This is a genomic window from Jiella soli, assembly GCF_020615385.1.
In the GTDB taxonomy this organism is placed as follows: Bacteria; Pseudomonadota; Alphaproteobacteria; order Rhizobiales; family Rhizobiaceae; genus VKMB-3413.
The window spans coordinates 221,602-244,129 of the sequence record NZ_JAJAVB010000039.1; the positions used below are offsets into that span (position 1 = coordinate 221,602).

At 67.8% G+C, this 22,528-nt stretch carries 18 protein-coding genes and 1 pseudogene; 7 read left to right on the forward strand and 12 right to left on the reverse strand.

The genetic code is table 11. From position 1 onward, the window contains the following. Positions 1-2: 2 nt before the first annotated feature. On the reverse strand, positions 3-557 hold the full coding sequence (locus tag LH400_RS23785) for an isoprenylcysteine carboxyl methyltransferase family protein (RefSeq protein ID WP_229155949.1): 555 nt from the start codon (positions 555-557) through the stop codon (positions 3-5). Continuing rightward, positions 550-1,608: a type III polyketide synthase gene (locus LH400_RS23790; protein WP_229155950.1), complete on the reverse strand. Its 1,059-nt coding sequence runs from the start codon at positions 1,606-1,608 to the stop codon at positions 550-552. The genes LH400_RS23785 and LH400_RS23790 overlap by 8 nt, the downstream gene beginning before the upstream one ends. Before the next feature lie 133 nt (positions 1,609-1,741). On the opposite strand from LH400_RS23790, the gene LH400_RS23795 reads away from it, so the two are divergent. Both LH400_RS23795 and LH400_RS23800 read left to right on the forward strand, forming a co-directional pair. Continuing rightward, on the forward strand, positions 1,742-2,629 hold the full coding sequence (locus LH400_RS23795; protein WP_229155951.1) for a cytochrome b/b6 domain-containing protein: 888 nt from the start codon (positions 1,742-1,744) through the stop codon (positions 2,627-2,629). Next, positions 2,629-3,411, forward strand: a complete 783-nt coding sequence (locus LH400_RS23800; RefSeq protein ID WP_229155976.1) for a molybdopterin-binding protein — start codon at positions 2,629-2,631, stop codon at positions 3,409-3,411. Before LH400_RS23795 ends, LH400_RS23800 begins: the two co-directional genes overlap by 1 nt. Positions 3,412-3,543: 132 nt before the next feature. Here LH400_RS23800 and LH400_RS23805 read toward each other — a convergent pair whose 3' ends face one another. The 3 genes from LH400_RS23805 to LH400_RS23815 all read right to left on the reverse strand — a co-directional run bounded on the left by LH400_RS23805 (position 3,544) and on the right by LH400_RS23815 (position 8,019). Further along, a complete protein-coding gene (locus LH400_RS23805; protein ID WP_229155952.1) occupies positions 3,544-5,139 on the reverse strand; it encodes a CRTAC1 family protein in 1,596 nt (531 codons plus the stop codon). A gap of 241 nt (positions 5,140-5,380) precedes the next feature. Next, positions 5,381-6,802: a di-heme oxidoredictase family protein gene (locus tag LH400_RS23810; RefSeq protein ID WP_370638471.1), complete on the reverse strand. Its 1,422-nt coding sequence runs from the start codon at positions 6,800-6,802 to the stop codon at positions 5,381-5,383. Continuing rightward, positions 6,802-8,019: an ROK family protein gene (locus LH400_RS23815; protein WP_229155978.1), complete on the reverse strand. Its 1,218-nt coding sequence runs from the start codon at positions 8,017-8,019 to the stop codon at positions 6,802-6,804. The genes LH400_RS23810 and LH400_RS23815 overlap by 1 nt, the downstream gene beginning before the upstream one ends. A 186-nt stretch (positions 8,020-8,205) precedes the next feature. Here LH400_RS23815 and xylF point away from each other — a divergent pair, with 186 nt between their 5' ends. From xylF to LH400_RS23835, 4 genes are all read left to right on the forward strand, one after another. Beyond that, positions 8,206-9,252, forward strand: a complete 1,047-nt coding sequence (gene xylF, locus LH400_RS23820; protein WP_229155953.1) for a D-xylose ABC transporter substrate-binding protein — start codon at positions 8,206-8,208, stop codon at positions 9,250-9,252. A gap of 231 nt (positions 9,253-9,483) precedes the next feature. Beyond that, on the forward strand, positions 9,484-10,800 hold the full coding sequence (locus tag LH400_RS23825; protein ID WP_370638472.1) for a sugar ABC transporter permease: 1,317 nt from the start codon (positions 9,484-9,486) through the stop codon (positions 10,798-10,800). Between the two features lie 83 nt (positions 10,801-10,883). Beyond that, positions 10,884-11,636: an ATP-binding cassette domain-containing protein gene (locus tag LH400_RS23830; protein WP_229155980.1), complete on the forward strand. Its 753-nt coding sequence runs from the start codon at positions 10,884-10,886 to the stop codon at positions 11,634-11,636. A 218-nt stretch (positions 11,637-11,854) separates the two neighbouring features. Further along, positions 11,855-13,009 (forward strand): Gfo/Idh/MocA family protein, encoded by a 1,155-nt coding sequence (locus LH400_RS23835; protein WP_229155954.1) that lies wholly within the window; start codon positions 11,855-11,857, stop codon positions 13,007-13,009. On the opposite strand, the gene LH400_RS23840 is transcribed toward LH400_RS23835, so the two are convergent. The 5 genes from LH400_RS23840 to LH400_RS23860 form a co-directional block, all read right to left on the reverse strand. After that, positions 12,983-14,077, reverse strand: coding sequence for a Gfo/Idh/MocA family oxidoreductase (locus LH400_RS23840; RefSeq protein ID WP_229155955.1), 1,095 nt, complete (start codon positions 14,075-14,077; stop codon positions 12,983-12,985). The genes LH400_RS23835 and LH400_RS23840 overlap by 27 nt on opposite strands. 12 nt (positions 14,078-14,089) lie before the next feature. After that, positions 14,090-15,547 carry a xylulokinase gene (gene xylB / locus LH400_RS23845; RefSeq protein ID WP_229155956.1) on the reverse strand — a complete coding sequence of 486 codons (1,458 nt, stop codon included), beginning with the start codon at positions 15,545-15,547 and terminating at the stop codon, positions 14,090-14,092. Positions 15,548-15,801: 254 nt separating this feature from the next. Beyond that, the gene (xylA, locus tag LH400_RS23850; RefSeq protein WP_229155957.1) at positions 15,802-17,115 is read right to left on the reverse strand and encodes a xylose isomerase; all 1,314 of its coding nucleotides are present in this window, start codon (positions 17,113-17,115) and stop codon (positions 15,802-15,804) included. Positions 17,116-17,377: 262 nt separating this feature from the next. After that, positions 17,378-18,424 carry a LacI family DNA-binding transcriptional regulator gene (locus LH400_RS23855; protein WP_229155958.1) on the reverse strand — a complete coding sequence of 349 codons (1,047 nt, stop codon included), beginning with the start codon at positions 18,422-18,424 and terminating at the stop codon, positions 17,378-17,380. Positions 18,425-18,603: 179 nt separating this feature from the next. Beyond that, positions 18,604-19,428 (reverse strand): hypothetical protein, encoded by an 825-nt coding sequence (locus LH400_RS23860; RefSeq protein ID WP_229155959.1) that lies wholly within the window; start codon positions 19,426-19,428, stop codon positions 18,604-18,606. A gap of 257 nt (positions 19,429-19,685) precedes the next feature. On the opposite strand from LH400_RS23860, the gene LH400_RS23865 reads away from it, so the two are divergent. Then, on the forward strand, positions 19,686-21,587 hold the full coding sequence (locus LH400_RS23865) for a propionyl-CoA synthetase (RefSeq protein WP_229155981.1): 1,902 nt from the start codon (positions 19,686-19,688) through the stop codon (positions 21,585-21,587). A gap of 15 nt (positions 21,588-21,602) precedes the next feature. Here the strand turns inward: LH400_RS23865 and LH400_RS23870 are convergent, their stop codons facing one another. Beyond that, on the reverse strand, positions 21,603-22,172 hold the full coding sequence (locus tag LH400_RS23870; protein ID WP_229155960.1) for a histidine phosphatase family protein: 570 nt from the start codon (positions 22,170-22,172) through the stop codon (positions 21,603-21,605). A gap of 222 nt (positions 22,173-22,394) precedes the next feature. Further along, positions 22,395-22,528, reverse strand: a pseudogene (locus LH400_RS23875) (4-hydroxybenzoate 3-monooxygenase); the annotation flags it as partial.

The following is a 22,528-nucleotide window of genomic DNA, read 5'->3' on the forward strand; positions in this document are numbered from 1 at the left end:
CCTCAGGGCCGGTCCGCGGAAGTCTGCCGCCCCAGCGTGTGAGCCTTCAGCGCCCGCTCCTCGGCCGGAATGCGGATCGCGAGGACGCCGGCATTGATCAGTGTGAACAGCAGCGCGATCGCCCAGAGGCCGAAGACCGCCGGCAGCAGGAAGATCTCGCAGACCACGACGGCATAGTTCGGATGCGGAAAGAAACGATACGGCCCCTTCGCGATCAACCGTTCCCCGGGTTTCACCACGATTCGCGTCGTCCAGCGCCGGCCGATCGAGACGAGCGTCCAGAACCGGGCCAGTTGGACGAGCGCGAAGAGCGCCAGGAGACCGAGCGAGATCGGTTGGCCGAAGGCGAAGAGCCACATCAGGCCGAGCCAGGCGGCATGCACCGCGACGATCAGCGGATAATGCGGCGCCTCCATTTCGATGGCGCCCTCCGCCTTGAGCCGTCTCGTATTGCGCCGCGCGAACCAGAGCTCGGCCAGCCGCTGGAGCGTCACGTAGAGGAGGACTGCGGCGGTCGCCCAAACCGGCGCGGCAGGACCTGCAAAGGACTCAGGCATCGAGCCGCACGAAACTGCCGGTGAAGCCCGGGCCGAGCGCCGAGACCAGAGCCCGACCGGCAAGCCCCTCGCGCAGCTTGCGTTCGAGCACGAAGAGCACCGTGGGCGCCGACATGTTGCCGAAGTCGCGCAGGATCTCGCGCTCGACGTTCAGCGTGCCCTGCGGAAGCCGGAACGCTCCTTCCAGCGCGTCCACGACCTTCGCCCCGCCCGGGTGAAAGACGAAGCCGCCGAGATCGTCAACGCTCTCGCCCTGCCGTTCGAGGAACTCCCCCACAGCCGGGCGCATGCGCTCGCTCACGAGATCAGGGATCGAGGCCGAGAAGATCGCGCCGAAGCCCTCGGGATCGACCTGCCAGCCCATGACGCCGAGCGTTTCCGGCCACAGGTGCTCGCCCGCCGAGATGACATCCGCGCCCTCCTCGCGGCCGTCGGCGGTCAGCACGAGACCCGCGGCGCCGTCCCCGAAGAGCGCGGTCGCGACGATGTTGCTCTTGGTCAGTTCGTCGTCCCGGAAGGCGAGCGTGCAGATCTCGACCGCGACGAGCAGCACCTTGGAGCCGGGATCGGCCCGCGCCAAGCGGGCGGCCAGCGACAAGCCGGACACCCCGCCGGCGCAGCCGAGGCCGAAGACGGGCACGCGATGAACATCCGGCCGGAACCCCATCGCCTGATGCGCCCTGGCCTCCAGCGACGGCGTCGCGATACCCGTCGAGGAGACCGTCACCACTGTATCGATCTCGCCAGCGGACACGCCCGCCCTCTCGAGCGCGGCCGTCGCAGCCTTGACGAAGAGTTCCGTCGCGCCGTCGAGATACGCCTCAGTGCGCTGTTGCCAATTCTGTGATCGGTGAAACCAATCGAAGGGGCGCACCGAATACCGTACCATGATCCCGGTGTTCTCGAAGACCGGGCGTAACCGCTCGAAGTCGCGGAACCGCTTGCCGAACATCTCGGCGGCGTGGGCCACGACCTCGCTCTGCGGCAGGACGTGAGGCGGAACGGCGGTCGCGATACCGGCAATTCGCGGCAAGGGATGGGAGACGGTCATGCAGGGTGGCACCTTGACTGAGCATTTGCAGGAAGCCAATCGCGAGGACCCGCTTTCGTTGCGCCGGGCGGAGACACAATCGCGTCAAAGCAGCGGGTCGAACCGGGCTCGGGCGATGACATGGGCCATGGGAATGACTGATTCGACCGCCGGCGCCGCGGCAGAGGCAATGGCCGCCGACACCGTCGTTCCGGATCAGGATACCGCGCCCGCCGATGCGCGTCGGCTTGGCCGGCTGATCTACCGGCAGCGGCTCGCCACCCGGATCACGCATTGGGTCTGGGTCGTGGCGCTCTTCTTCATGGTCCTGTCCGGCCTGCAGATCTTCATGGCACGGCCGAACCTCTATATCGGCCAGCAGTCGGGCTTCTCCTTCGACAACGCCATCCTGACGATCGGCGCGGTGCGGGACGGCGGCTCGCTCGCCGGGCGCACAACCCTCTTCGGCCAGACCTTCGACACCACCGGCTGGCTCGGCGCCGTTTCCCAAGACGGCAGCCTGCAATCGAAGACCTTTCCCGGCTGGCTGACCATCCCCGGCTACCGCGACCTTGCCACCGGCCGCGTCGTCCACTTCTTCTTTGCCTGGATCCTCGCGGGAACGCTGCTCGTCTGGCTCGTAGCGAGCCTCGTCAACCGGCACGCGCGCGAGCTCGTGCCGACGGGGCGGGACCTGAAGAACCTGCCGCGCGACGTCGCCGACCACGCCCGCCTGCGCTTTCACCACGACGGGCGCTACAACGTCCTGCAGAAGCTCTCCTATGCGGGCGTCCTCTTCGTCGCGCTCCCCGTGATGATCGCGACGGGGCTGACCATGTCGCCGGGGGTCGTGTCCTTCGCGCCCTGGCTGCTCGACGTCTTCGGCGGCCGCCAGACGGCCCGCACCATCCACTTCCTGGTGATGCTCGCGCTGATCCTGTTCTTCGTCGTCCACATTCTCATGGTCGTCCTCGCCGGCCCGCTGAACGAGCTGCGCTCGATCGTCACCGGCTGGTACCGCACCGATCCGGAGGCCGAATGATGCCGAACTTCCAGCTGAGCCGCCGCCGCTTCCTGACCGGTGCCGCCGTCGCCTCGACCGTGCCGCTCTCCGGCTGCTTCGACTTCCTTGGCGATCGCGACGGCACAGTGCGTAATGTGCTGGAAACGGCGAATTCGCTCACCTACCGGGCGCAGCGGCTGCTCCTCGGCAGCGACGACCTCGCCCGCGAATATGCGGCGAGCGAGATCCGCCAGCCGCAGCGACCGAACGGCTCGACCAATCCGCGCGACGGCGACTATCTCGCCCTCGCCCGGAACGGCTTTACCGACTATCGGCTGGAGGTGAAGGGCCTCGTCGACAAGCCGCTGACGCTATCGTTGGACGAGATCCGCGCCATGCCGGCGAGGACCCAGATCACCCGGCACGACTGTGTCGAGGGCTGGAGCTGCATCGCCCAGTGGACCGGAACGCCGCTCGGCCCGTTGCTCGATCGGGCCGGCGTGAAGCCCGCCGCGCGCTTCGCGCTGTTCGAGTGCTTCGACACGATGGAAAGCGGCTTCAACGGGCCGATCAAATACTATGAGTCGATCGACCTGCGCGATGCGCGCCATCCGCAGACCATCCTCGCCTACGGGCTGAACGGCGAGACGCTTCCCGTTTCCAACGGCGCGCCGCTGAGGGTACGGGTGGAGCGCCAGCTGGGCTACAAGATGGCGAAATTCATCCGCTCGATCACGCTCACCGACACGCTCGACAGCTTCGGCAAGGGCGGCGGCGGCTATTGGGAAGACCACGGCTACGAGTGGTTCGCCGGGATCTGAGGCCTCGGATCGCGCCCCGGCCGGAAAGGCGCCGATCGGCGCCACCGCTCTCAGGCCCGCCGGCATGATCTTCCCCTCCGGGAGCAGCCGAGGCGAAGCGGCCCCACCCAGGCCTGCGCCTCGCCCCGACCGTCAGCGTCCGGCGGTGGTCGCGGGCTGGGCCATCGCCGGGCGGTCGGCGTCGGGATACCAGTAGCGCGCCTCGACTGCGCCGCGCTCGATCAGCACGAAATTGTCGGCAAAGACCCGGTAGGGATGGCTCCATTCGCCGTCCGGCCACTGGATCCGGATCTCGGCGCGTTCCGCCGTACCCAGTCCGACATGGACGAAGCCGGAGGTGCCGGAGGCATGGCCGCCGCCGATTTTGATCGTCCGGTTCAGCGTCTTCGCGCCGATCTTCACCGCGAGCTTCGCGCCGATCGCATCGATATTGCCGCCCTTCTGGGTCAGCGCGATTTCGAGGAAATTGCCGAGCGGGCGGGTGCCGAAGTCCGACTTGCCGCCCAGGTTGCGGAAGAGGCTCGCCTTCTGGCCGCGATTGACGACGAGGAGGTCCGGCGCGCCGTCGAGATTGAAGTCGGCGATCAGCGCGCCCCGCCCCTTGGTCGGCAGCGCAATTCCGGCCGGAGCGCCCTCTTCGGTGAAGCGTCCGTCGAAGCCGCCCATCAGGAGATTGTCCGGATCGTCCGAAGCGAAATCCGGCATCGCCTCGACATTGCCCTTGGCGATGAAGAGGTCGAGCGCCGTGTCGTTGTTGAAGTCGGCAAAGCCCGCATGCCAGCCGGTGGAAGGCTTGCCGGCGTCGCGCACGTATGGACGGTGCGCCGTCGCGCCGCGCTCATAGGCCTCGTCGCGATAGGTTGGCGCGTCCTCGAATTCGCGGTCGAGGAACTGCAGCTTGGTGTCGCCCATTGAGGTCAGCGCGTAGTCGGGGAAGCCGTCATTGTCGACGTCGCCCTCGGCGATCCCCATGCCCCAGATCGAAAGATGCTGCCAGCCATCGGCCTTGCGATAGGGCCGCGGCGCGCGGCTGGGCTCGATCCGCCAGAGCTGCTCCTCGCCGCCGCGATAATACTGCCGGTCGTTGGCGATCCTCAGGCTCGGCTCGCCAGAACGGTTCCAGTCGGTAAACAGCATCGACAGCGCGCAATAGCCGGGCGTGAGCGCCACCTGTTCGGAATAGTCGGGCGTCTCCTTCGCCTTCGCCTCCGCCTTCGGGCGGATCAGCACGTTGTCGGCGCAGGTGCCCCAGGGCGAGCCCGGCGCGGCGCGGTCGACATAATTGCCGAAGGCGAGCGTCGGATAGGCGTTGCCCGCCTCGAAGGTCGCGGAGAAGGCCGTCGTCCAGGCGCGGCCGCCATCGAACTTCCAGGGGAAATTCGCCTTTTCGAAGCGGCAGTCCTTTCCTCCCTTGAGGAGGATGTTCTGCCCCACGCGCAAGAGAACGAGGTCCTCTATTCCGTCCTGGTCGATGTCGAGCGGATAGGCGCCGGTGACGTTTCGAAGATCCTTCGGATCGACGTCGACGGCGGCCTTCTCGAAGGCGAGGCGCCCGCCGGCCTGCGAACGGTTCACGTAGAACGCGCCGTCGCCCTTGCCACCGGCGAGGAAAAGGTCGGGAAAGCGGTCGCCATTGCAGTCGAACGCGGCGCCGCCGCCCCCGACGAAATACTCCCACGGTCCGCCATAGGTGTGGTCGATGCCGGCGGCGGCGGCTTCTTCTCGCATGACCGGGACGTCGCCGGCGAAGGGTTTTGGCGCGGTGTCGACGGCAAAGGCTGGGGTGGTGAGAAGAAGGGCGGCGACTATCGGCAGAAGGGGTCGTGAAATTTCGGCTGAAAGGCGGACCTCGGCGCCCGCCGCGCCCCCCTCTGTCCTGCCGGGCTCGCCCTGGAGTCCGGCAGGACAGAGGGGGGTGTCTGGCGCTGACAATCCCGGCATAGCTGCTTCCGGTCTCGACCTCATCCCCTCACTCCCCCACCTTCAGCGTCTTCAGCCAGGCGATCAGCGCGGAGCGGTCGGCTTCGGGCAGGTCGCCATAGGCGCGGCCGCTCGCCTCCGCCTCGCCGCCATGGGCGCGGATGACCTCGTTGAGCGTCGTGACGTCGCCGCGATGGCCATAGGGCGCGGTATCGGCGAGGCCCCAGAGCTCGGCGGTCATGAACACGTCGCGCTCGACGAAGCGCTGGGCCAGCGTCTCGTTGCCGAGTTCGGCCGTGCGGGTATCGGCGATGCGGTGGCGCTTGAGATCGCCGAACAGCGGCACCAACACCTCGCCCTTGTCGTTGCGCGGCAGGTCCTTGGCAAAGGGAAGCGAGGCGAGATCGTAGGTCGCCGGCGCAGCGACATCGCTCGAGCGTAGCGTGCCGGCCATGTCGAGCGGGCCGGGATCCTCGAAGGTGAGGCTCTTCAGCGGCAGCGACGGGCGGTGGCAGCTCTCGCAGCCGAGTTCGGCGAAGACCGCTCGCCCACGCTTTGCCGCTTCCCGCCAGGCCGGATCGTCCGGCGCCTGTTCCACCGGCGGCGGCAGCGCCGCCTGGAAGGCGGTCAGCGCCGAGACGTCGCCCTCGCCGAACTCGTCCGGATGGCCGTCGCCGTCGAAATCCGCCGTGCCGGTCCAGCGCGCGCCCCAGCGCTCGTCCGACTGGATGCCGTGGTGCTGGTTGAGCGCGTTCACCGTAAACTGGCGCAGCGAGGTCATCACGCCCTTCTGGGTGAAGGGCCTGACGACGAGATCGCCGTCCACCCCGTCGAGTTCGGACAGGTCGACCGATCCGTCCGGCAGCGCGGTGATCCTGCCAAAGGCGACGCCCTTGGTCGAAAGGTCTCTGCGCATCGGCTCGCCGCTCGCGCGCGCCTCGGTGAGGGCCGCAGCGCGCTCGGCCTTCAGATCGGCGGTCATCTCGCGGGCGAGAAGCTCGATCAGGCCGGAGCCGAAGAGATGCACCGTTCCGCGCTCGTTGGAAAACTGCGGGTCGAGCGTATCGAAGTCGGCGCTCTCGAAGCCCTCGGACACGAAGGCGTTCTGCACGAAGCCGCCCGCTCCGCCGGCGACGGGCTCATTGTGACAGGAGGAGCAGGCGTTGGCATCGGGACCTGCGAGACGCTGGAAGGCGTGCTCGGAGGGGCGGCGTGCTGCAGTCGGCACGATCGCCTGCGTCGCCGCGGGGCGCCCTGCCCCGTCGAGCACGGTGAAACGCGCCTCGAACAACGCCCGCCCCTTCTCGGCGAGGTCGATGAGCGCCTGGCCGCCGATCCGGCCGGTCAAGCCGTTCTGGTCCACCCGTTCCTTGATCGCGTGCTCGCTCCAGGGCGTCTCCTGCCCGAAAGCTGCCGCGGGCAGCGAGCCGGCAAGGCCCGCGGCCAGTAAAGTCACCACCATCTTGCGCATCAGGCTGCCTCCCGCGTTTCGGCGCCGGCGCGCGCGAACGTCTCGTCGAGCGCGGCGAGCGCATAGGCCGTCGCCGCATCGAAGATTAATGCGTCCACATCCTCGGCGAGGGTGAACCGCATGTCCTTCCCGAAGCCGTCGATCGAACTTTCGAAGATGCCGCGGCGGATCGCCGGCTCCATCAGGTCCATGGCATCGGCGCCGGACCCCGTGAAGACGATCGGCAGCGGGTCGATCAGCGTGAAGATCCGGCCGAGCCCGTAGCCGATCGCAGTCCCCGCCTCCTCGAAGGCGGCCAGCGGCGCCGGCTCGCCGGCCCGCGCCGCGTCGGCAAGCCGGCCCATCTCCGCGTCGCTGATGCGCCGCGTCGGAACCTCGCCCGGCCGCCCCGTCGCGCGGCGCCAGATCGCGTAGTCGCCCGCATAGGCCTCGATGCAGCCGCGATTGCCGCAGCGGCAGAGCGCGCCGCCGGGAATGTGGTTGATATGGCCGAACTCCACCGCCGAGGACCGCTTGCCCTGAAAGGTGGCGCCGCCGAGCCTCAGCCCCATGCCGACGCCGAAACCCATGAACAGAGTGGCGAAGTCGAGCGCCTCGAATTCTTCGTTCCAGCGGAACGCCTCGGGCATCATCGAACAGTCATTGAAGACGCTGACATCGGCGCCGGTCAGCGCCGAGAGCGGCGCGGCAATCGCGATGTCGCGCGCCTTCAGCGCCGGCGACCACAGGATCTTCGTCAGACCGCTATCGGTCTTGCCCTGCACCGACACCACGATCTTCCTCGGCAGCGGGCATCCGCCTCCGTGGAAGCCGAGCTCTCGCAACAGCGCGACGATCTCGCCGACGATTTCCCTCTCTCCCCAGCCCGCCAGCTCGTGCTCGCTCCGCGTCTCGCCGAGCGTGGCGCCGGAATAGTCTGAGACGCGAAGCGCGACCTCGCCGACGGCGATCTTCGCCGCGGCGACGATGGCCGCCGGCCCGGCGATCTGCAGTCCCTTGCCCGGCCGGCCGCGGCGCGCGAGGCGCTCGTCCTCCTCGATCTCGGTCAGAAGGCCGGCCTTGATCAGCGTGTTGGCGATGGCGGAGGCGGCGGAAACGGAGAGGCCCGTGGCCTCGCTGATGGACTTGCGGCTCGCCGTCCTGACCCGGCGCAGATGGTCGAGCACGGCACGGCGATTGTGCGCACGCACCGCGTCCGCGTCGGTCTTGGCAAGCACCCGCAAGGCATTCCTCCCTTGTCGTCCGGGCCCGCTCTGCGGCGGTTCGTCGGACGCCTCCGCCACAACGTTGACACGGATCGGATTTGCTGTCACCATTTTTTCCGAGACTTGGAAAAAGTCTTGCCGGCCGGGAGACGGGCCGGCTTCGTGCCATTTCGCGCGTAATGCGCATGGGAGGATTTCATGAAGATTTTGAAGCTCGCGCTTGCCGGCGCGGTGTTCTCGATGGCTGTCGCCGGTTCGGCCTACGCCCAGGACGCCAAGGGCAAGACGGTCGGCGTTTCCTGGTCGAACTTCCAGGAAGAGCGCTGGAAGACCGACGAGGCGGCGATCAAGAAGGCGCTCGAGGCCGCCGGCGCCAACTACATCTCCGCCGACGCGCAGTCCTCGGCCGCCAAGCAGCTGACGGACGTCGAGTCGCTGATCACGCAAGGGGCGGACGCCCTGATCATTCTCGCGCAGGATTCGGCGGCGATCGGCCCGGCCGTCCAGACGGCCGCCAACAACGGCATCCCGGTGGTCGGCTATGACCGCCTGATCGAGGATCCGAACGCCTTCTACATCACCTTCGACAACAAGGAAGTCGGCCGCATGCAGGCCCGCGCAGTCCAGGAGGCGCAGCCGAGCGGCAATTACGCCTTCATCAAGGGCTCGTCGTCCGATCCCAATGCCGACTTCCTGTTCTCCGGCCAGATGGAGGTCCTGAAGGACGCGATCGACTCCGGCAAGATCAAGAATGTCGGCGAGGCGTATACGGACGGCTGGCTGCCGGCCAACGCCCAGCAGAACATGGAACAGATCCTGACGGCCAACAACAACAAGGTCGACGCCGTGGTCGCTTCCAACGACGGCACCGCCGGCGGCGCCATCGCGGCGCTCGAGGCACAGGGCCTCGCCGGCTCGGTCCCGGTCTCCGGTCAGGACGCCGACCATGCCGCGCTCAACCGCATCGCCCAGGGCACGCAGACCGTCTCGGTCTGGAAGGACTCCCGCGAGCTTGGCAAGCGCGCCGCTGAAATCGCCCTCCAGCTCGCCGCTGGCAAGAAGATGGACGAAGTCGACGGTGCCGAGGCATGGGACAGCCCGAACGGCAAGAAGCTCGAGTCGATCTTCCTGAAGCCGGTTCCGATCACCAAGGACAACCTCGACGTCGTTATCGACGCCGGCTGGATTTCCAAGGACGAAGTCTGCCAGGGCGTCAAGCCGGGTTCGGTCCCCGTCTGCGGCTAACAGCCTGAGACCCATCGCATGCGTGGCCGCGGCGGCAAAGCCGCGGCCATTTTTCAAGATGTCCCGCTCGACTGAGATGGGCAACTGGGCCATCCTGCCGAAAAACCGGGCAGCGGCCCCTGAACGAGCCGGCGCCAGGCGCTGCGGCTTCAACGAGAACAAGACCGAGCGACCGCCTGCGGAATTTCCGGTGACGAGCCGGACCGCGACGATCGCGCAAGGGAGGCGGCATTGAGCGAGGCGACCTCGGATACGTCCGTGACCAGATCCAGCCAGGCGGTCGGCGCCGGCGGATTTAAGGGTTTCATGCGCGCGACGGAGATCGATACGCGCATGCTCGGCATGATCGGCGCCCTGCTGGTCATCTGGATCGGCTTCCACGTCCTGTCAGGCGGCACCTTCCTGACGCCGCGCAATCTGTGGAACCTGTCGGTGCAGACAGCGTCCGTCGGCGTCATGGCGACGGGCATGGTGCTCGTCATCGTCACGCGCAACATCGACCTGTCGGTCGGCTCGATCCTCGGCGTCACCGGCATGGTGATGGCGGTCGCGCAGACCCAGTACATCTCGCCCATGCTCGGCTATGATTCCGGCTTCGTCTGGATCGCGACGCTCGCCGTCGGATTGCTCTGCGGGCTTCTCATCGGCGCGCTGCAGGGCTTTGTCATCGCCTTTCTCGGCGTTCCCGCCTTCATCGTCACGCTCGGCGGCCTGCTCGTCTGGCGCGGCGCGGCCTGGTGGGTCGCCTCGGGCCGCACGATCCCGCTTACGGACGACAATTTCAAGCTGCTCGGGGGCGGCAGCGACGGGTCGATCGGCTATACCTGGAGCTGGATCCTCGCCGCCGTCGCCATCGTCCTCATCATCGTCGGCGCACTCGCGGCCCGCCGCCAGCGCAAGCGCTTCAGCTTTGCGCAGAAGCCAGTCTGGGCCGAGGCCATCACCGTCGGCATCTCGATCGTTGCCGTCATCGTCTCCACAATCATTGTCAATTCCTACCTCCTGCCAGGCCCGCTCGCGCGGCGCTATGCGGAAGCGAACGGCATCGCCGTTCCCGACGCAGGGCTGGAGATCAGCTTCGGCTATGCGATCCCCGTGCTCCTGTTCATCGGCGTCGGCATCGTCATGACCTTCATCGCCAAGCGCACGCGTTTCGGCCGCTATGTCTTTGCCATCGGCGGCAATCCGGAGGCCGCCGAGCTTGCCGGCATCAACACCAAGCGCGTCACCATGATGGTGTTCATGCTGATGGGCATGCTGGCGGCCGTGGCGGCGGCGATCTCCACCGCCCGCCTCTCGTCGGCGACCAATGCCCAGGGCACGCTCGACGAACTCTACACGATCGCCGCGGCGGTGATCGGCGGAACATCGCTTGCCGGCGGCGCCGGCACCATCGCCGGCGCGATGCTGGGCGCGCTCGTCATGCAGAGCCTGCAGTCGGGCATGGTGCTTCTCGGCATGGACACGCCGCTCCAGAACATCGTCGTCGGCGCGGTCCTGGTCGTCGCCGTCTGGCTCGACACCATCTACCGCAGGAGGGCCGCATGAGCACCACGATGCAGGAAATTGAGGACCATGGCCGGGCCCATCACCACAGCGAGGTCGACAGGTCCGGCGCGCCTCTCATCAAGATGGAAGACATCTCGATCGCCTTCGGCGGCATCCATGCCGTCGATCAGGCCTCGATCGATCTCTTCCCCGGCGAGGTGGTCGCGCTCCTCGGCCATAACGGGGCCGGCAAGTCGACGCTGATCAAGATCCTGTCCGGCGCCTACAAGCGCGATTCCGGCGAGATCTTCGTGCGCGGCGACAAGGCGACGATCGCCAACCCCCGCGATGCGAAAGCCTACGGCATCGAGACGATCTACCAGACGCTCGCGCTGGCCGACAATGTCGACGCGGCGGCCAACCTCTTCCTCGGCCGCGAGATCCTCACGTCCTGGGGCACGCTCGACGACGGCGCGATGGAAGCCGAGGCGCGCAAGGTCATGGGCCGCCTCAACCCCAACTTCCGCCGCTTCAAGGAGCCGGTGAAGGCTCTGTCGGGCGGGCAGCGGCAGTCGGTGGCGATCGCCCGGGCGATCCTCTTCAACGCCAAGATCCTGATCATGGACGAGCCGACGGCCGCACTCGGGCCTCAGGAGACCGCCCAGGTCGCCGATTTGATCAAGGAGTTGAAGAAGGACCAGATCGGCATCTTCCTGATCAGCCACGACATCCACGACGTCTTCGACCTTGCCGACCGCGTGGTGGTGATGAAGAACGGTCAGGTCGTCGGCAGCGCGCTCACCGAGGACGTCACCAAGGACGAGGTGCTCGGCATGATCATCCTCGGCAAGTGCCCGCCGGGGGCGACGCCCGGCCCCGGCGCGATGCGCGAATAGGCCGCCGGAGGGGCCGGCGAAGCCGGAACATTTGCGGCCTCGGCCCTGCGTCGGCAGATCCGCCCGATCGGAACCGACCGGTGCGCATCCGCGATTTCGCCCTCGCAGCGGCAGCGCACGCGCATCGTCGCAGAGGGGCGGCCGGCCGGCTCCGGCTTGACGCTTTCTTTCCACTCCGCATGCGACAACAGCCGCAGCGTCGTACGGAGCGGACCGTCATGAAGATCGCGATCGTCGGCTGCGGCTTCGTCGCCGACTACTACATGCTGACCCTCGGCAACCATCCCGACCTCGAACTCGTCGGCGCGTTCGACCGCGACCCCGTCGCGCGCACGCGGTTCGGTGGCCATTTCGGCGTTCCGATGTTCGACACGCTGGAGGCGCTACTCGCCGATCCCGGCCTCGAACTCGTCCTCAACCTCACCAATCCGAAGAGCCACTACGCCGTCTCGAAGGCGGCGCTCGAAGCGGGCCTGCACGTCTACTCGGAAAAGCCGCTCGCCATGGCGATCGACGAAGCCGAGGAGCTCGTGCGGATCGCACACGAGCGGCGATTGCTTCTGTCCGCCGCCCCCTGCTCCTATCTCGGCGAGGCGGCACAGACCCTCGGTAGGGCGATCGCCGACGGGCGGATCGGCGATGTCCGCCTCGTTTATGCCGAGATGGAAGACGGCATGGTGTTCCGCGAGCGCCATCAGGACTGGGTGAGCCCGTCCGGCGCGCCCTGGCCGTCCAAGGACGAGTTCTCGGTCGGCGCGACGCTCGAACATGCCGGCTACTACCTCTCCTGGCTCTGCGCCTATTTCGGCCCGGTCGCGGAAATGACAGCCTTCGCCGCCCGCTGCTTCGACGACAAGGGCACCGGCCAGCCGCCGGAAGAGCTTGCCAACGATCTCTCGGTCTCCTGCCTCACCTTCCGGTCAGGCGTCGTCGCGCGCCTCACCTGCGGCCTCGCCGCGCCGAAGGACCGCTCGCTGCATGTGATCGGGACGGAGGGGATCCTGTCGCTTACCGAGGCCTGGGACTATGCCTCGCCGATCTACCAGCGCGACACGCAGGGGCACTGGGACTCGCGTCCCGCGATCCTGGGCAAGCTCCTGCGCCGCATCGAGCGCGGCCGGCCCGGCCGGCACTGGTTCGGCCGGCGGATCGCGGTGCCGAAAAGCGGCGCCAAGGTGCCCGGGACGTCCTCGCGGATGGATTTCAGCCGCGGGCCGGCCGCAATGGCCGCGGCTCTGCGCGAAGGGCGGCCGCTCGGCTACGGCGCCGACTTCGCGCTCCACATTACCGAACTCGCGCTTGTCGCTCAAAATGCTAACAAATTCTCAATGCCGTACCGGCCGCGCTCAAGCTTCGAGCACCGCCCCTTGTGAGCCCGGAGCCATCGCGGCCTCGATCACCCGCAGCGCGGCGATCGTGTCGGCAAGCGGCATGACCGGGCTGTCCGTCAGCCCCGCCTCCAGGCATTCGGCGAAATGGTCGGCCTGGTAGTGGAGGCCGGTCCCTTCGAAGAGCGTGGGGACCCGCTTCGCCTTCAGGCCGGACGCGATCTGCCGCAGCGAGCCGAGGCGCGCGGTGAAACCGCTGCGGGACGGGACCGCTGCGCTGTGTCCCCTCGCTTCCTCCGAACCGATTGCAGCCTCCGCCTCCGGTGTCGTCCGCATCGTGACCATCGGCGGGCAGAAAAACGGGCGATGCAGCCGGATGAAGCCGCGCGAACCGGTGATGACGGCGTCGTTGGCGCCCTCCTCACGGAGGCTGCAGGATAGGTTCGACAGGGTCGCGCGATGAACGCCCGAAAGCGATGCCGCGACCACGGCGCCGTTATCCGCCCGGATCGTCCCGGCACTGATCGAGCGGACAGGGCCCGCGACCATCTGCGCCAGCGACACCGCGTAGACGCCGAGATCGAGCAACGCGCCGCCATGGACGGGATCGAACAGCGCGGCGTCCCGGCGGTAGGCGTTGGCGAAGCCGAGGCCTGCGGTGACGGAGCGGATCTCTCCGATCCGCCCTTCGCCGAGCCAGCGCCGCATCAGGACGATGCCCGGCGTGAAGCGCATCCACATCGCTTCCATGGCGAGAAGGCCCCGCTCGCGGGCGGCGGCTGCGATGCGCTCGGCATCCTCCGCCCGCGTCGCCAGGGGCTTTTCGACCATCAGCGGCTTGCCGGCCGAAAGGATCTCCAAGCCGAGCTCGGCATGGGTCGCATTGGGCGTCGCCAGATAGACCGCGTCGATGTCGTCACGCGACAGGATCTGCGACAAGCTTCCGGCAACGACGTCGGGGCCGAGCGAGGCGGCGAACGCTCGGGCCCGCCCCCCATCGCGCGACGCGACGGCCGCGATCCGGCCGCAGCGGGAAAACCGCATGTCGGCGGCAAAGCGCCCGGCGATCCCGCCGGTGCCGCAGACGGCCCAGCGGACCGGCGAGCCGCGCATCGGGCGGCCCCTCTAGCCGGCCAACGCCGCCTTGACCGCCGGATAGAGCGCGCGGTAGCGGCGGAAGGCAGCCTCATAGGCCTCGACCCGGCTCGCATCCGGCTCGAAGCTGCGCGCGGCCGGCGGAGCGGTCATCACCGTCTTCGGGTCCGCACCCGAGGCTGCGGTCAGGCCGAGCCGCGCGGCGCCGAAGGCCGCGCCGAAATCGCCCGCTTCGGGCAGCACGATCTCCGTTTGGAGCACCGTCGCCATCAGGCTCAGCCAATAGGCCGAGCGCGAACCGGCGCCGACGGCGATCAGCCGGCTCGGACGCGCGCCCTCGCCGGCGGCCTCGAGGCAGTCCCGCATGGAAAATGCGACGCCCTCCAGAATGGCCCTCGTCATCGCCTCGCGGCCGGTGTCGGCCTCGAGCCCGGCGAAGACGCCGCGAATGTCGGCGTCATTGTGCGGCGTGCGCTCTCCGGACAGATAAGGCAGGAACAGGAGCCGGCTCGGCCCGGCGATCCTGTCGCCGAGCGCGCCGGTGAGCGTGCCGGGCTCCTCCTTGAGAAGCTTCGACAGCCATTCGATCGAGCCGGCCGCCGACAGGGTGACGCCCATCTGGTGCCAGAGCCCGGGAATGGCGTGGCAGAAGGTGTGGAGCGCTGTCTCCGGCACGGGATCGTAGCCGGCGACGGCGGTGAAGAGGACGCCGGAGGTGCCGAGCGAAAGAAAGCCGGTGCCGGGCTCGGCGACGCCGACGCCGCAGGCCGAGGCCGCGTTGTCGCCGCCGCCGCCCGCGACCGGCGTCTGCGGCTTCATGCCGTATTTGTCCGCGATCTTCGTGCGCAGGCATCCCGAGACCTCGGTGCCCTCGACGAGGCTCGGCATATGCGACAGGGACAGATGCGTCTTCTCGAGCATGCGCTCGGACCAGGCGCGCTTGCCGGTGTCGAGCCAGGACGTGCCGGCCGCGTCCGACATCTCCGAAACGCACTCGCCCGTCAGCCAGAGCCTCAGATAGTCCTTCGGCAGGAGGACGTGAGCGACCTTGGCGAAGATCTCCGGCTCGTTCCGCTCGACCCAGAGGAGCTTCGGCGCGGTGAAGCCGGGAAAGACGATATTGCCGGTGATCGCGCGCGATTCCTCGTCGTCGAGGTCACGGGCCTCCACATGGCTGCGCGTATCGTTCCACAGGATGCAGGGACGCAGGACCGCGCCGAACTCGTCGATCAGCGTCGCCCCGTGCATGTGACCGGACAGGCCGATGCCGGCGACGGCGGAAAGTTCCTTGCCATGGCTCTTATGCAGCTTGCCGAGCGCCTCCTCGCAGGCGACGATCCAGCTTTGCGGATTCTGCTCCGACCAGCCGAAGGCCGGCCGCTCGACGGTGAGCGGCACCGAAACCGAGGCGATGGGGCGCTGAGCCTCGTCGATCAGAAGCGCCTTCAGCGAAGAGGTGCCGAGGTCGAGGCCGAGATAGGTGGTCATGGGCGGTCGGTGCCTTCTGGAACAGGACGCATTGCGCGCAAACGATCAGGCGCGAAGTAGAGGCGACAGGAGGACTGCCGCGTCGCATGGGAACTATGCCATAGCCGGAATGTCAGTCTAGCGAATGACCGCGCTCTCCGCGCGCGAAAGTACGGGAAAGGGTGTTTCTCCCATCTTTCCGTTCCGCCGGGTATGTCGACGCACCTCGCCCGGCGAACGGTCGAGCGACCGCTCGCCGGGCTGAAGTCGTAGGCTCACACGTAGCGGTTCACGACGCCTTCGAGATATTCCTGGCGCCCCGAGCGCGGCTGCGGGTTCAGCTGAAGCGCCTTCTCCGCCACCTGTTCCAGCGTGCGCTCGCCGGCCATGATCGCCTTCGCCTCGGCCGAGTCCCAGCCGGCATAGCGCTCGGCGAGCGGCCCGCTCAGCGCCTTGTCGTTCAGCATCGCCTCGGCGGCGAGAAGGCCGCGGGCGCAGGCGTCCATCGAGGCGACATGCGCGATGAGGAGGTCGTCCGGATCGATCGACTGGCGACGGATCTTGGCGTCGAAGTTGAGCCCGCCCGTCGAGAAGCCGCCATGCTGCAGCATCTCGTGGAAGACGAGCGCGATCTCCTTGACGTCCATGGCGAACTGGTCGGTATCCCAGCCAAGAAGGTCGTCGCCGCGATTGATGTCGAGCGAGCCGAAGAGGTCGTTGGCATAAGCGACCTTCACCTCGTGCTCGAAGGAATGGCCGGCGAGGATCGCGTGGTTCTGCTCGAGATTGAGCTTCACGTCATTGACGAGATCATACTTGCGCAGGAAGCCGATCACCGTCGCCGCGTCGAAGTCGTATTGATGCTTGGTCGGCTCCTTCGGCTTCGGCTCGATCAGGATCGGGCCCTTGAAGCCGATCTTGTGCTTGTAGTCGACGAGCATCGAGAGGAAGCGGCCGAGTTGGTCGAGTTCGCGCGCCATATTCGTGTTGAGCAGCGTCTCGTAGCCCTCGCGCCCGCCCCAGCAGACATAGTTCGCGCCGCCGAGCCGGTGCGTCGCGTCGATCGCCGCTTTGATCTGCCCGCAGGCATAGGCGAACACGTCCGGGTCGGGATTGGTCGCCGCACCGGCCATGTAGCGCCGGTTGGAGAAGAGGTTGGCGGTGCCCCAGAGGAGCCGCACCTTGGCGCTCTCCATCTTCTCCTCGAAGATGTCGGTGATCACCTTCAGATTGTCGTTCGATTCCTGCAGCGTGGCGCCCTCCGGCGCGACGTCGACGTCGTGGAAGGCGAAGAAGGGAACGTCCAGCAGCCGGAACATCTCGAAGGCGATTTCCGCCTTCTGCTTGGCGAGTTCCAGCGGGTCGCCGCCATGCATCCAGGGCCGGTTGAAGGTCTCCCCGCCGAACGGATCGCCGCCCGGCCAGGTGAAGGAGTGCCAGTAGGCGACGGAGAAGCGCAGATGGTCCTCCATCCGCTTGCCGAGCACCATGCGGTCCTTGTCGTAATGGCGATAGGCGAGCGCGTTGCGGCTTTCCGGGCCCTCATAGGCGATCGGTTCGCTGCGGTCGAAGAAGCTCTTGTCGGCCATGCTGTCATCTTTCGAAGTGATGGGGCGCGAGCCCCCAGGTGAAGAACGAAGGGACGATCGACCGGGCTTTGACCGGAGCGGCAACCTGAACGGGAGCAAGGTCCGCGCGGCGGCACGGGCGGCGGTTCTTGCCGATCATTCTTCCCTCCCGGAGCGGACCTTCCCATGGCTGCGCCCAGTCGGACGCAGCCGGTCCGCGGCGCGATCGTTGAGCGGAGGGTCGCACAGGCCGGCCGATTTTTGAAGTGCGCAACTCAAAAATCTATCCGGCGCTCTCCGGCAGGTTCTCGCGAACGAAGATGTCGATCCGGATGCGTTCCTGTTCGTCGATGAGCGCCTCCCCCGCCGCAGAGGCCAGCAGGCGCCTTGCGGCCGAGCGCACCTCGTGGCCGGCGTTCTGGGCGATGACAGCGTCGAAGCGGCCGCCCAGGAGTTCGGCCCGCGAGGCCGGCGTGAGTTCATGGCCGACGAAGACGAGGCGCGCTTCCGACGCGGCGGCAGCGAGAGCCGCCGCGACGCCGGCATTGCCGGCCCCGGCATTGTAGAGCGCCACGAGATCGGCCCGCTCGGCGATCATTTGGGATGCGGCAGCTTCGGCCAGCGCGTCGTCGTCGCGGGTTTCCACGATCGGCAGGATGGTGAGGTGCGGATGGTCCCGGCCGATGAGTTGCGAGAAGCCGAAGCAGCGCTCCATATGGTCGCGCAGCGCGAGCGAGCCGACCAGAATGCCCACGCTGCCGGCGCGCCCGCCGAGGAACCGCCCGACCAGCAAGCCCGCCGTGCGCCCGGCGGCGGAATTGTCGATCCCGACGAATTGGGCACGCCGCGAGGTCGGAGCGTCGGAGACGAGCGTCACCACCTCGACGCCGTCCGCGACGAGGCGGTCGATCGCGGCGCGCACGAGCGGATGGTCGAGCGCCACGATCGCGGCGCCGGACGCCGACCGCTCGACCGCGTCGATCGCCGCGGCGAGCGCGACGGGGTCGAAGACGTCGACCTTGCGGCAGTCGATCACCGCGCGATTGCGGTCGAGCCAGTCCGACATCGCCCCGATCTCCCCGGCGAGATCGGCCATGAAGGCATTGCGGCCGCTGGGAAGGATGAAGCAGAACCGCCGGCGGGCCCGCCGCGCCAGCCCGGCGGCGAGCGGATCGGGGCGGTAGCTCAGCTTCGCCATCGCCGCCCGCACCCGCGCGACGGTCCCCGGCCTCACATTCGGGCGACCGTTGACGACGCGGTCCACCGTCGCGCGCGACACCCCCGCGGCGCGAGCGACATCGACGAGCGTGGGGCGTGACGGGTCTTCCATGGCGCGAGGCTAGCCGCCGCCGGTTGAGTTGCGCAACTCAAAACTTGCGTTTGCCGGACATCCGATCGAAGGACCGAAGGCCGAACGCGAGGCAGACGTGACGGGAGGCTCTCTCTGCTTCGCCATGTCCTTCCCCCGTCGCCATTGCCGAAACCGGCGGCATGGCGGAAGCAAACGGGTCAGAAGCGGTACCAGAGCGCCGTGATCAGCCCGCGCTCCTTCAGCGCATCGGTGCCGGCCACGGTCGCAAAGCCGCCCACCTGAAGAGACCAGGTCTCCGACATGTCGTAGACCGCGGAGAGCTGGGCCTTGTGATAGCTGTAGCCCGCCGCGTCTTCCCCGCCTCCTCGGCCGGCCGAGAGCGTGGAAAAGGACTGCGCCAGGACGAGCAGATCGGGCAGCGGTCGGATCCCGGCGGTCAGGTCGATCTTCGTCTCGTCGGGCCCCTCGCCCGTTGCCGCCCGATAGCCGGCTTCGGCATTGACAAAGGCGGGCAGGCCGCAAATCGTGAAGCCGTAGCCGAGAAGCGCTCGCGGCTCGATCACCGGCGCGGTCCAGCCGAACGTGTCCGTGGCTTCGTCCCCGACCTTCTGTGCGTCCTGCACGAGACCGGAGAGCTGCACCGAGGCGACGAACCCGTCCGCCTCGTACATCCTGACGCGAACGCCGATGGCGAGTTGGGAAAGAGCCGGGCGCGCGAAGGGATAGTTTCCCTCCCGCTCGCTGCCGATCTCGCCCGAGCCCAGCAGCGTCACGGCATCGGTGAGGCCGTATTCCACCAGCGCGCTGGCCGATCCCTTCTCGAAATCCGGGCGCGGGCCGGCTCGCCCGTCGGCCCCATAGGACTCGTTCGCGCCCGAATAGAGACCTGTCACGATCGCCTGCCCTGTCCTCTCCTCCAGCGTCCAGGCTCCTGCCCGGCCTTGCCTCGGAAACGCGCACAGGACGATGAGCGACAGGATTGCCGCCCGGCCCACAACATCCGATCCGCATGACCGCAGCATGTCCGCCACCTATCACAACCGATACAACCGACGCACCCAAAGGGGTTGAATAATGGGCTGATGATATTTCAGATTGCAACTTCATGGTGAATGGCGGGTGAATGGACAGGGAACAGGCTCGTCCAACGCTTGGCGATGCCAGATCGAAAGCAGCATTTCGAAGCGGGAACGAGAGGACTAGACTGCGGCCGTTCGAAGCTGCGGCGAGAGACCGCGGCGGCCGGCGGGAGGCCGGTTGAAACATGCGGGAGGATTTCATGGCGAGCGGCTACCACGCGACCTACAAGGTCTGGCGGGACAATCCGGCGGCGTTCTGGATGAAGGCGGCGGAGGCCATCGACTGGATTCGCAAGCCGGACCGCGCCTTCGACCCCGATGCCGGCGTCTACGGCCGTTGGTTTCCGGATGCCGAGTGCAATACCTGCTTCAACGCGCTCGACCGGCACGTCGAGGCCGGTCGCGGCGAGCAGGCCGCGATCGTGTACGATTCCCCGGTGACTGGCACGAAGCGGACGATCAGCTATCGCGAACTCCTGTCGGAGGTGAAGGCGCTCGCGGCTTCGCTCACCGATCTCGGCGTGAAGAAGGGCGACCGGGTGATCGTCTACATGCCGATGGTGCCGGAAGCGATCGTCTCCATGCTCGCCTGCGCCCGGATCGGCGCGATCCACTCGGTCGTGTTCGGAGGTTTCGCGGCGCGGGAACTCGCGACACGGATCGAGGATGCCGAACCCAAGGTCATCCTCTCGGCCTCCTGCGGCATCGAGCCGGCCCGCAAAGTCGAGTACAAGCCGCTGCTCGACAAGGCGATCGAACTCTCCGCGCACAAGCCGAAGGCGACGATCATCCTCGATCGGCCGCAACTGTCCTGCGACCTCGTCCCCGGACGCGATCACGATTGGGCGCAGATGCGGGACAAGGCGCTCGCCGAGATCGCGGCGGGGCGGGAGGTGCCCTGTGTGGCCGTGAAGGCGACCGATCCGCTCTACGTGCTCTACACCTCCGGCACGACCGGCAAGCCGAAGGGCGTGGTTCGCGACAATGGCGGCCACATGGTCGCGCTTCACTGGTCGATGGACGCGATCTTCGGCACCAAGGCCGGCGAGACCTTCTGGGCCGCCTCCGACGTCGGCTGGGTGGTCGGCCACTGCTACATCGTCTACGCGCCGCTCCTGAAGGGCTGCACGAGCATCCTCTATGAGGGCAAGCCGATCGGCACGCCCGATGCCGGCGCCTATTGGCGGGTGATCGCCGAGCACGGCGTGAAGGTGCTGTTCACCGCGCCGACCGCGATCCGCGGTATCCGTAAGGAGGATCCCGAGGGGGCGCTGACCAAGGAGTACGACCTGTCGCGGTTCAAGGCGCTCTACCTCGCCGGCGAGCGCGCCGACCCGGAGACGATCGTCTGGGCGGAAAAGGCGCTGGAGCGGCCGGTCATCGACCATTGGTGGCAGACCGAATCCGGCTGGCCGATGGCCGCCAATCCGATGGGCCTCGGCCTCCTGCCGGTCAAGCGGGGCAGCCCGGCGGTGGCGATGCCCGGCTTCGACATCCAGATTCTCGACGGGTTCGGCGATGCGGTGCCGGCCGGCGAGATGGGGGCCATCGCGGTCAAGCTGCCGCTGCCGCCGGGGGCGCTGCCGACCTTGTGGAAGGCCGACGATCGCTTCAGGGAGAGCTACCTCTCCGCCTTCCCCGGCTACTACGCGACCTCCGATGCCGGCTTCATCGACGACGAGGGCTATCTCTATGTGATGGGGCGCACCGACGACGTCATCAATGTCGCCGGCCACCGCCTGTCGACCGGCGAGATGGAGGAGGCGGTGGGCGGCCATCCGGCGGTCGCCGAATGCGCGGTCATCGGCATGCGCGACGCCATCAAGGGCGAGATCCCCTGCGGCTTCGTGGTCCTGAAGAAGGATTCCGGCCTCGAGCGCGAAGCGATCGAGCGCGAGCTGATCGAGATCGTGCGCGACCGGATCGGACCGGTCGCGGCATTCCGGCGGGTGATCGTGGTGGACCGGCTGCCGAAGACCCGCTCCGGCAAGATCCTCAGGCGGACGATCAAGGCGATCGTCGACGAAACGCCCTTCGACACGCCGGCGACGATCGAGGATCCCGCCGCGATCGACGACATCCGCCGCGGGGTGGCCGGATGACGGACGGCTCTCGCCTCACTCCGTCCTGATCCGCCCGTCGACGGTCACTGCACCGTTCGGGCCGAGCGAGATCACGACGATCTCGCCGGATGCGGGGAAGACGCCGGTGAGCGCGGTGATGTTGACCTGGTGGGTGACCAGCACCGCCTTGCGGCCGGCCTCGTCCAGTTCCCGCAGGCGCGCCTTCAGCGCCGCCGTCTGGTCCGCCTCCCGGGGCCGGTCGCCGAAGAAGGAGTTGAGCGCCGGTTCGGCTGCAGGCGCACCGAGATCCAGCTCTTCGGCCGTGTCCCGCGCCCGGCACCACTGGCTGGTGAGCACGGCGGCGACCGGCACGCGCTTCTCCTGCAGCCGCTCGCCGATCCGGCGTGCCTGCTCGCGCCCTTCTTGCGAAAGATTGCGCTGGGTCGAGCAATCGCCGAGCGCGAAGTCGGCGGGATCGCCGGTCCCCGGCGCGATCGCATGCCGCATCAGGATGTGCGTTCCCTCGGCGCGCGCGGCCTGCCAGGCGTCCGCTGCGGCGGCCGGGTTCAGTGAGGCGGTCAGCCAGATCAGGGCGATCGAAAGAAGCGAGGCGGCCTGTCGCATGAGGTCTCCGGGAATCGAGCGGCAACGCTCCCAGACCTTGGACGGCGCAGGGACATTGCCAGCCCGGCGACCCTGACAGTCGCGTGAAGCGGCCGTCATCATCCGCTTGCGCCGATCCAGGAGACCGGCGGTCCATGTCCCGCCAAACGAGGCCGCGGAGAGAGCTACCGGCTTTCGACGCGCAACGCCCAGCCCTGGCGCGGTCTGCCGGCGCCCCGCCCCTTAGAACGGCAGTCCAACATAGTTCTCCGCAAGCGCGGTCTGCGCGGCCCTGGAACTTGCCAGGAAATCGAATTCGGCTTCCTGGATGCGGCGGCCGAAGCTGCCGTCCCCTTCGAAATTGTGGATCATCGAGG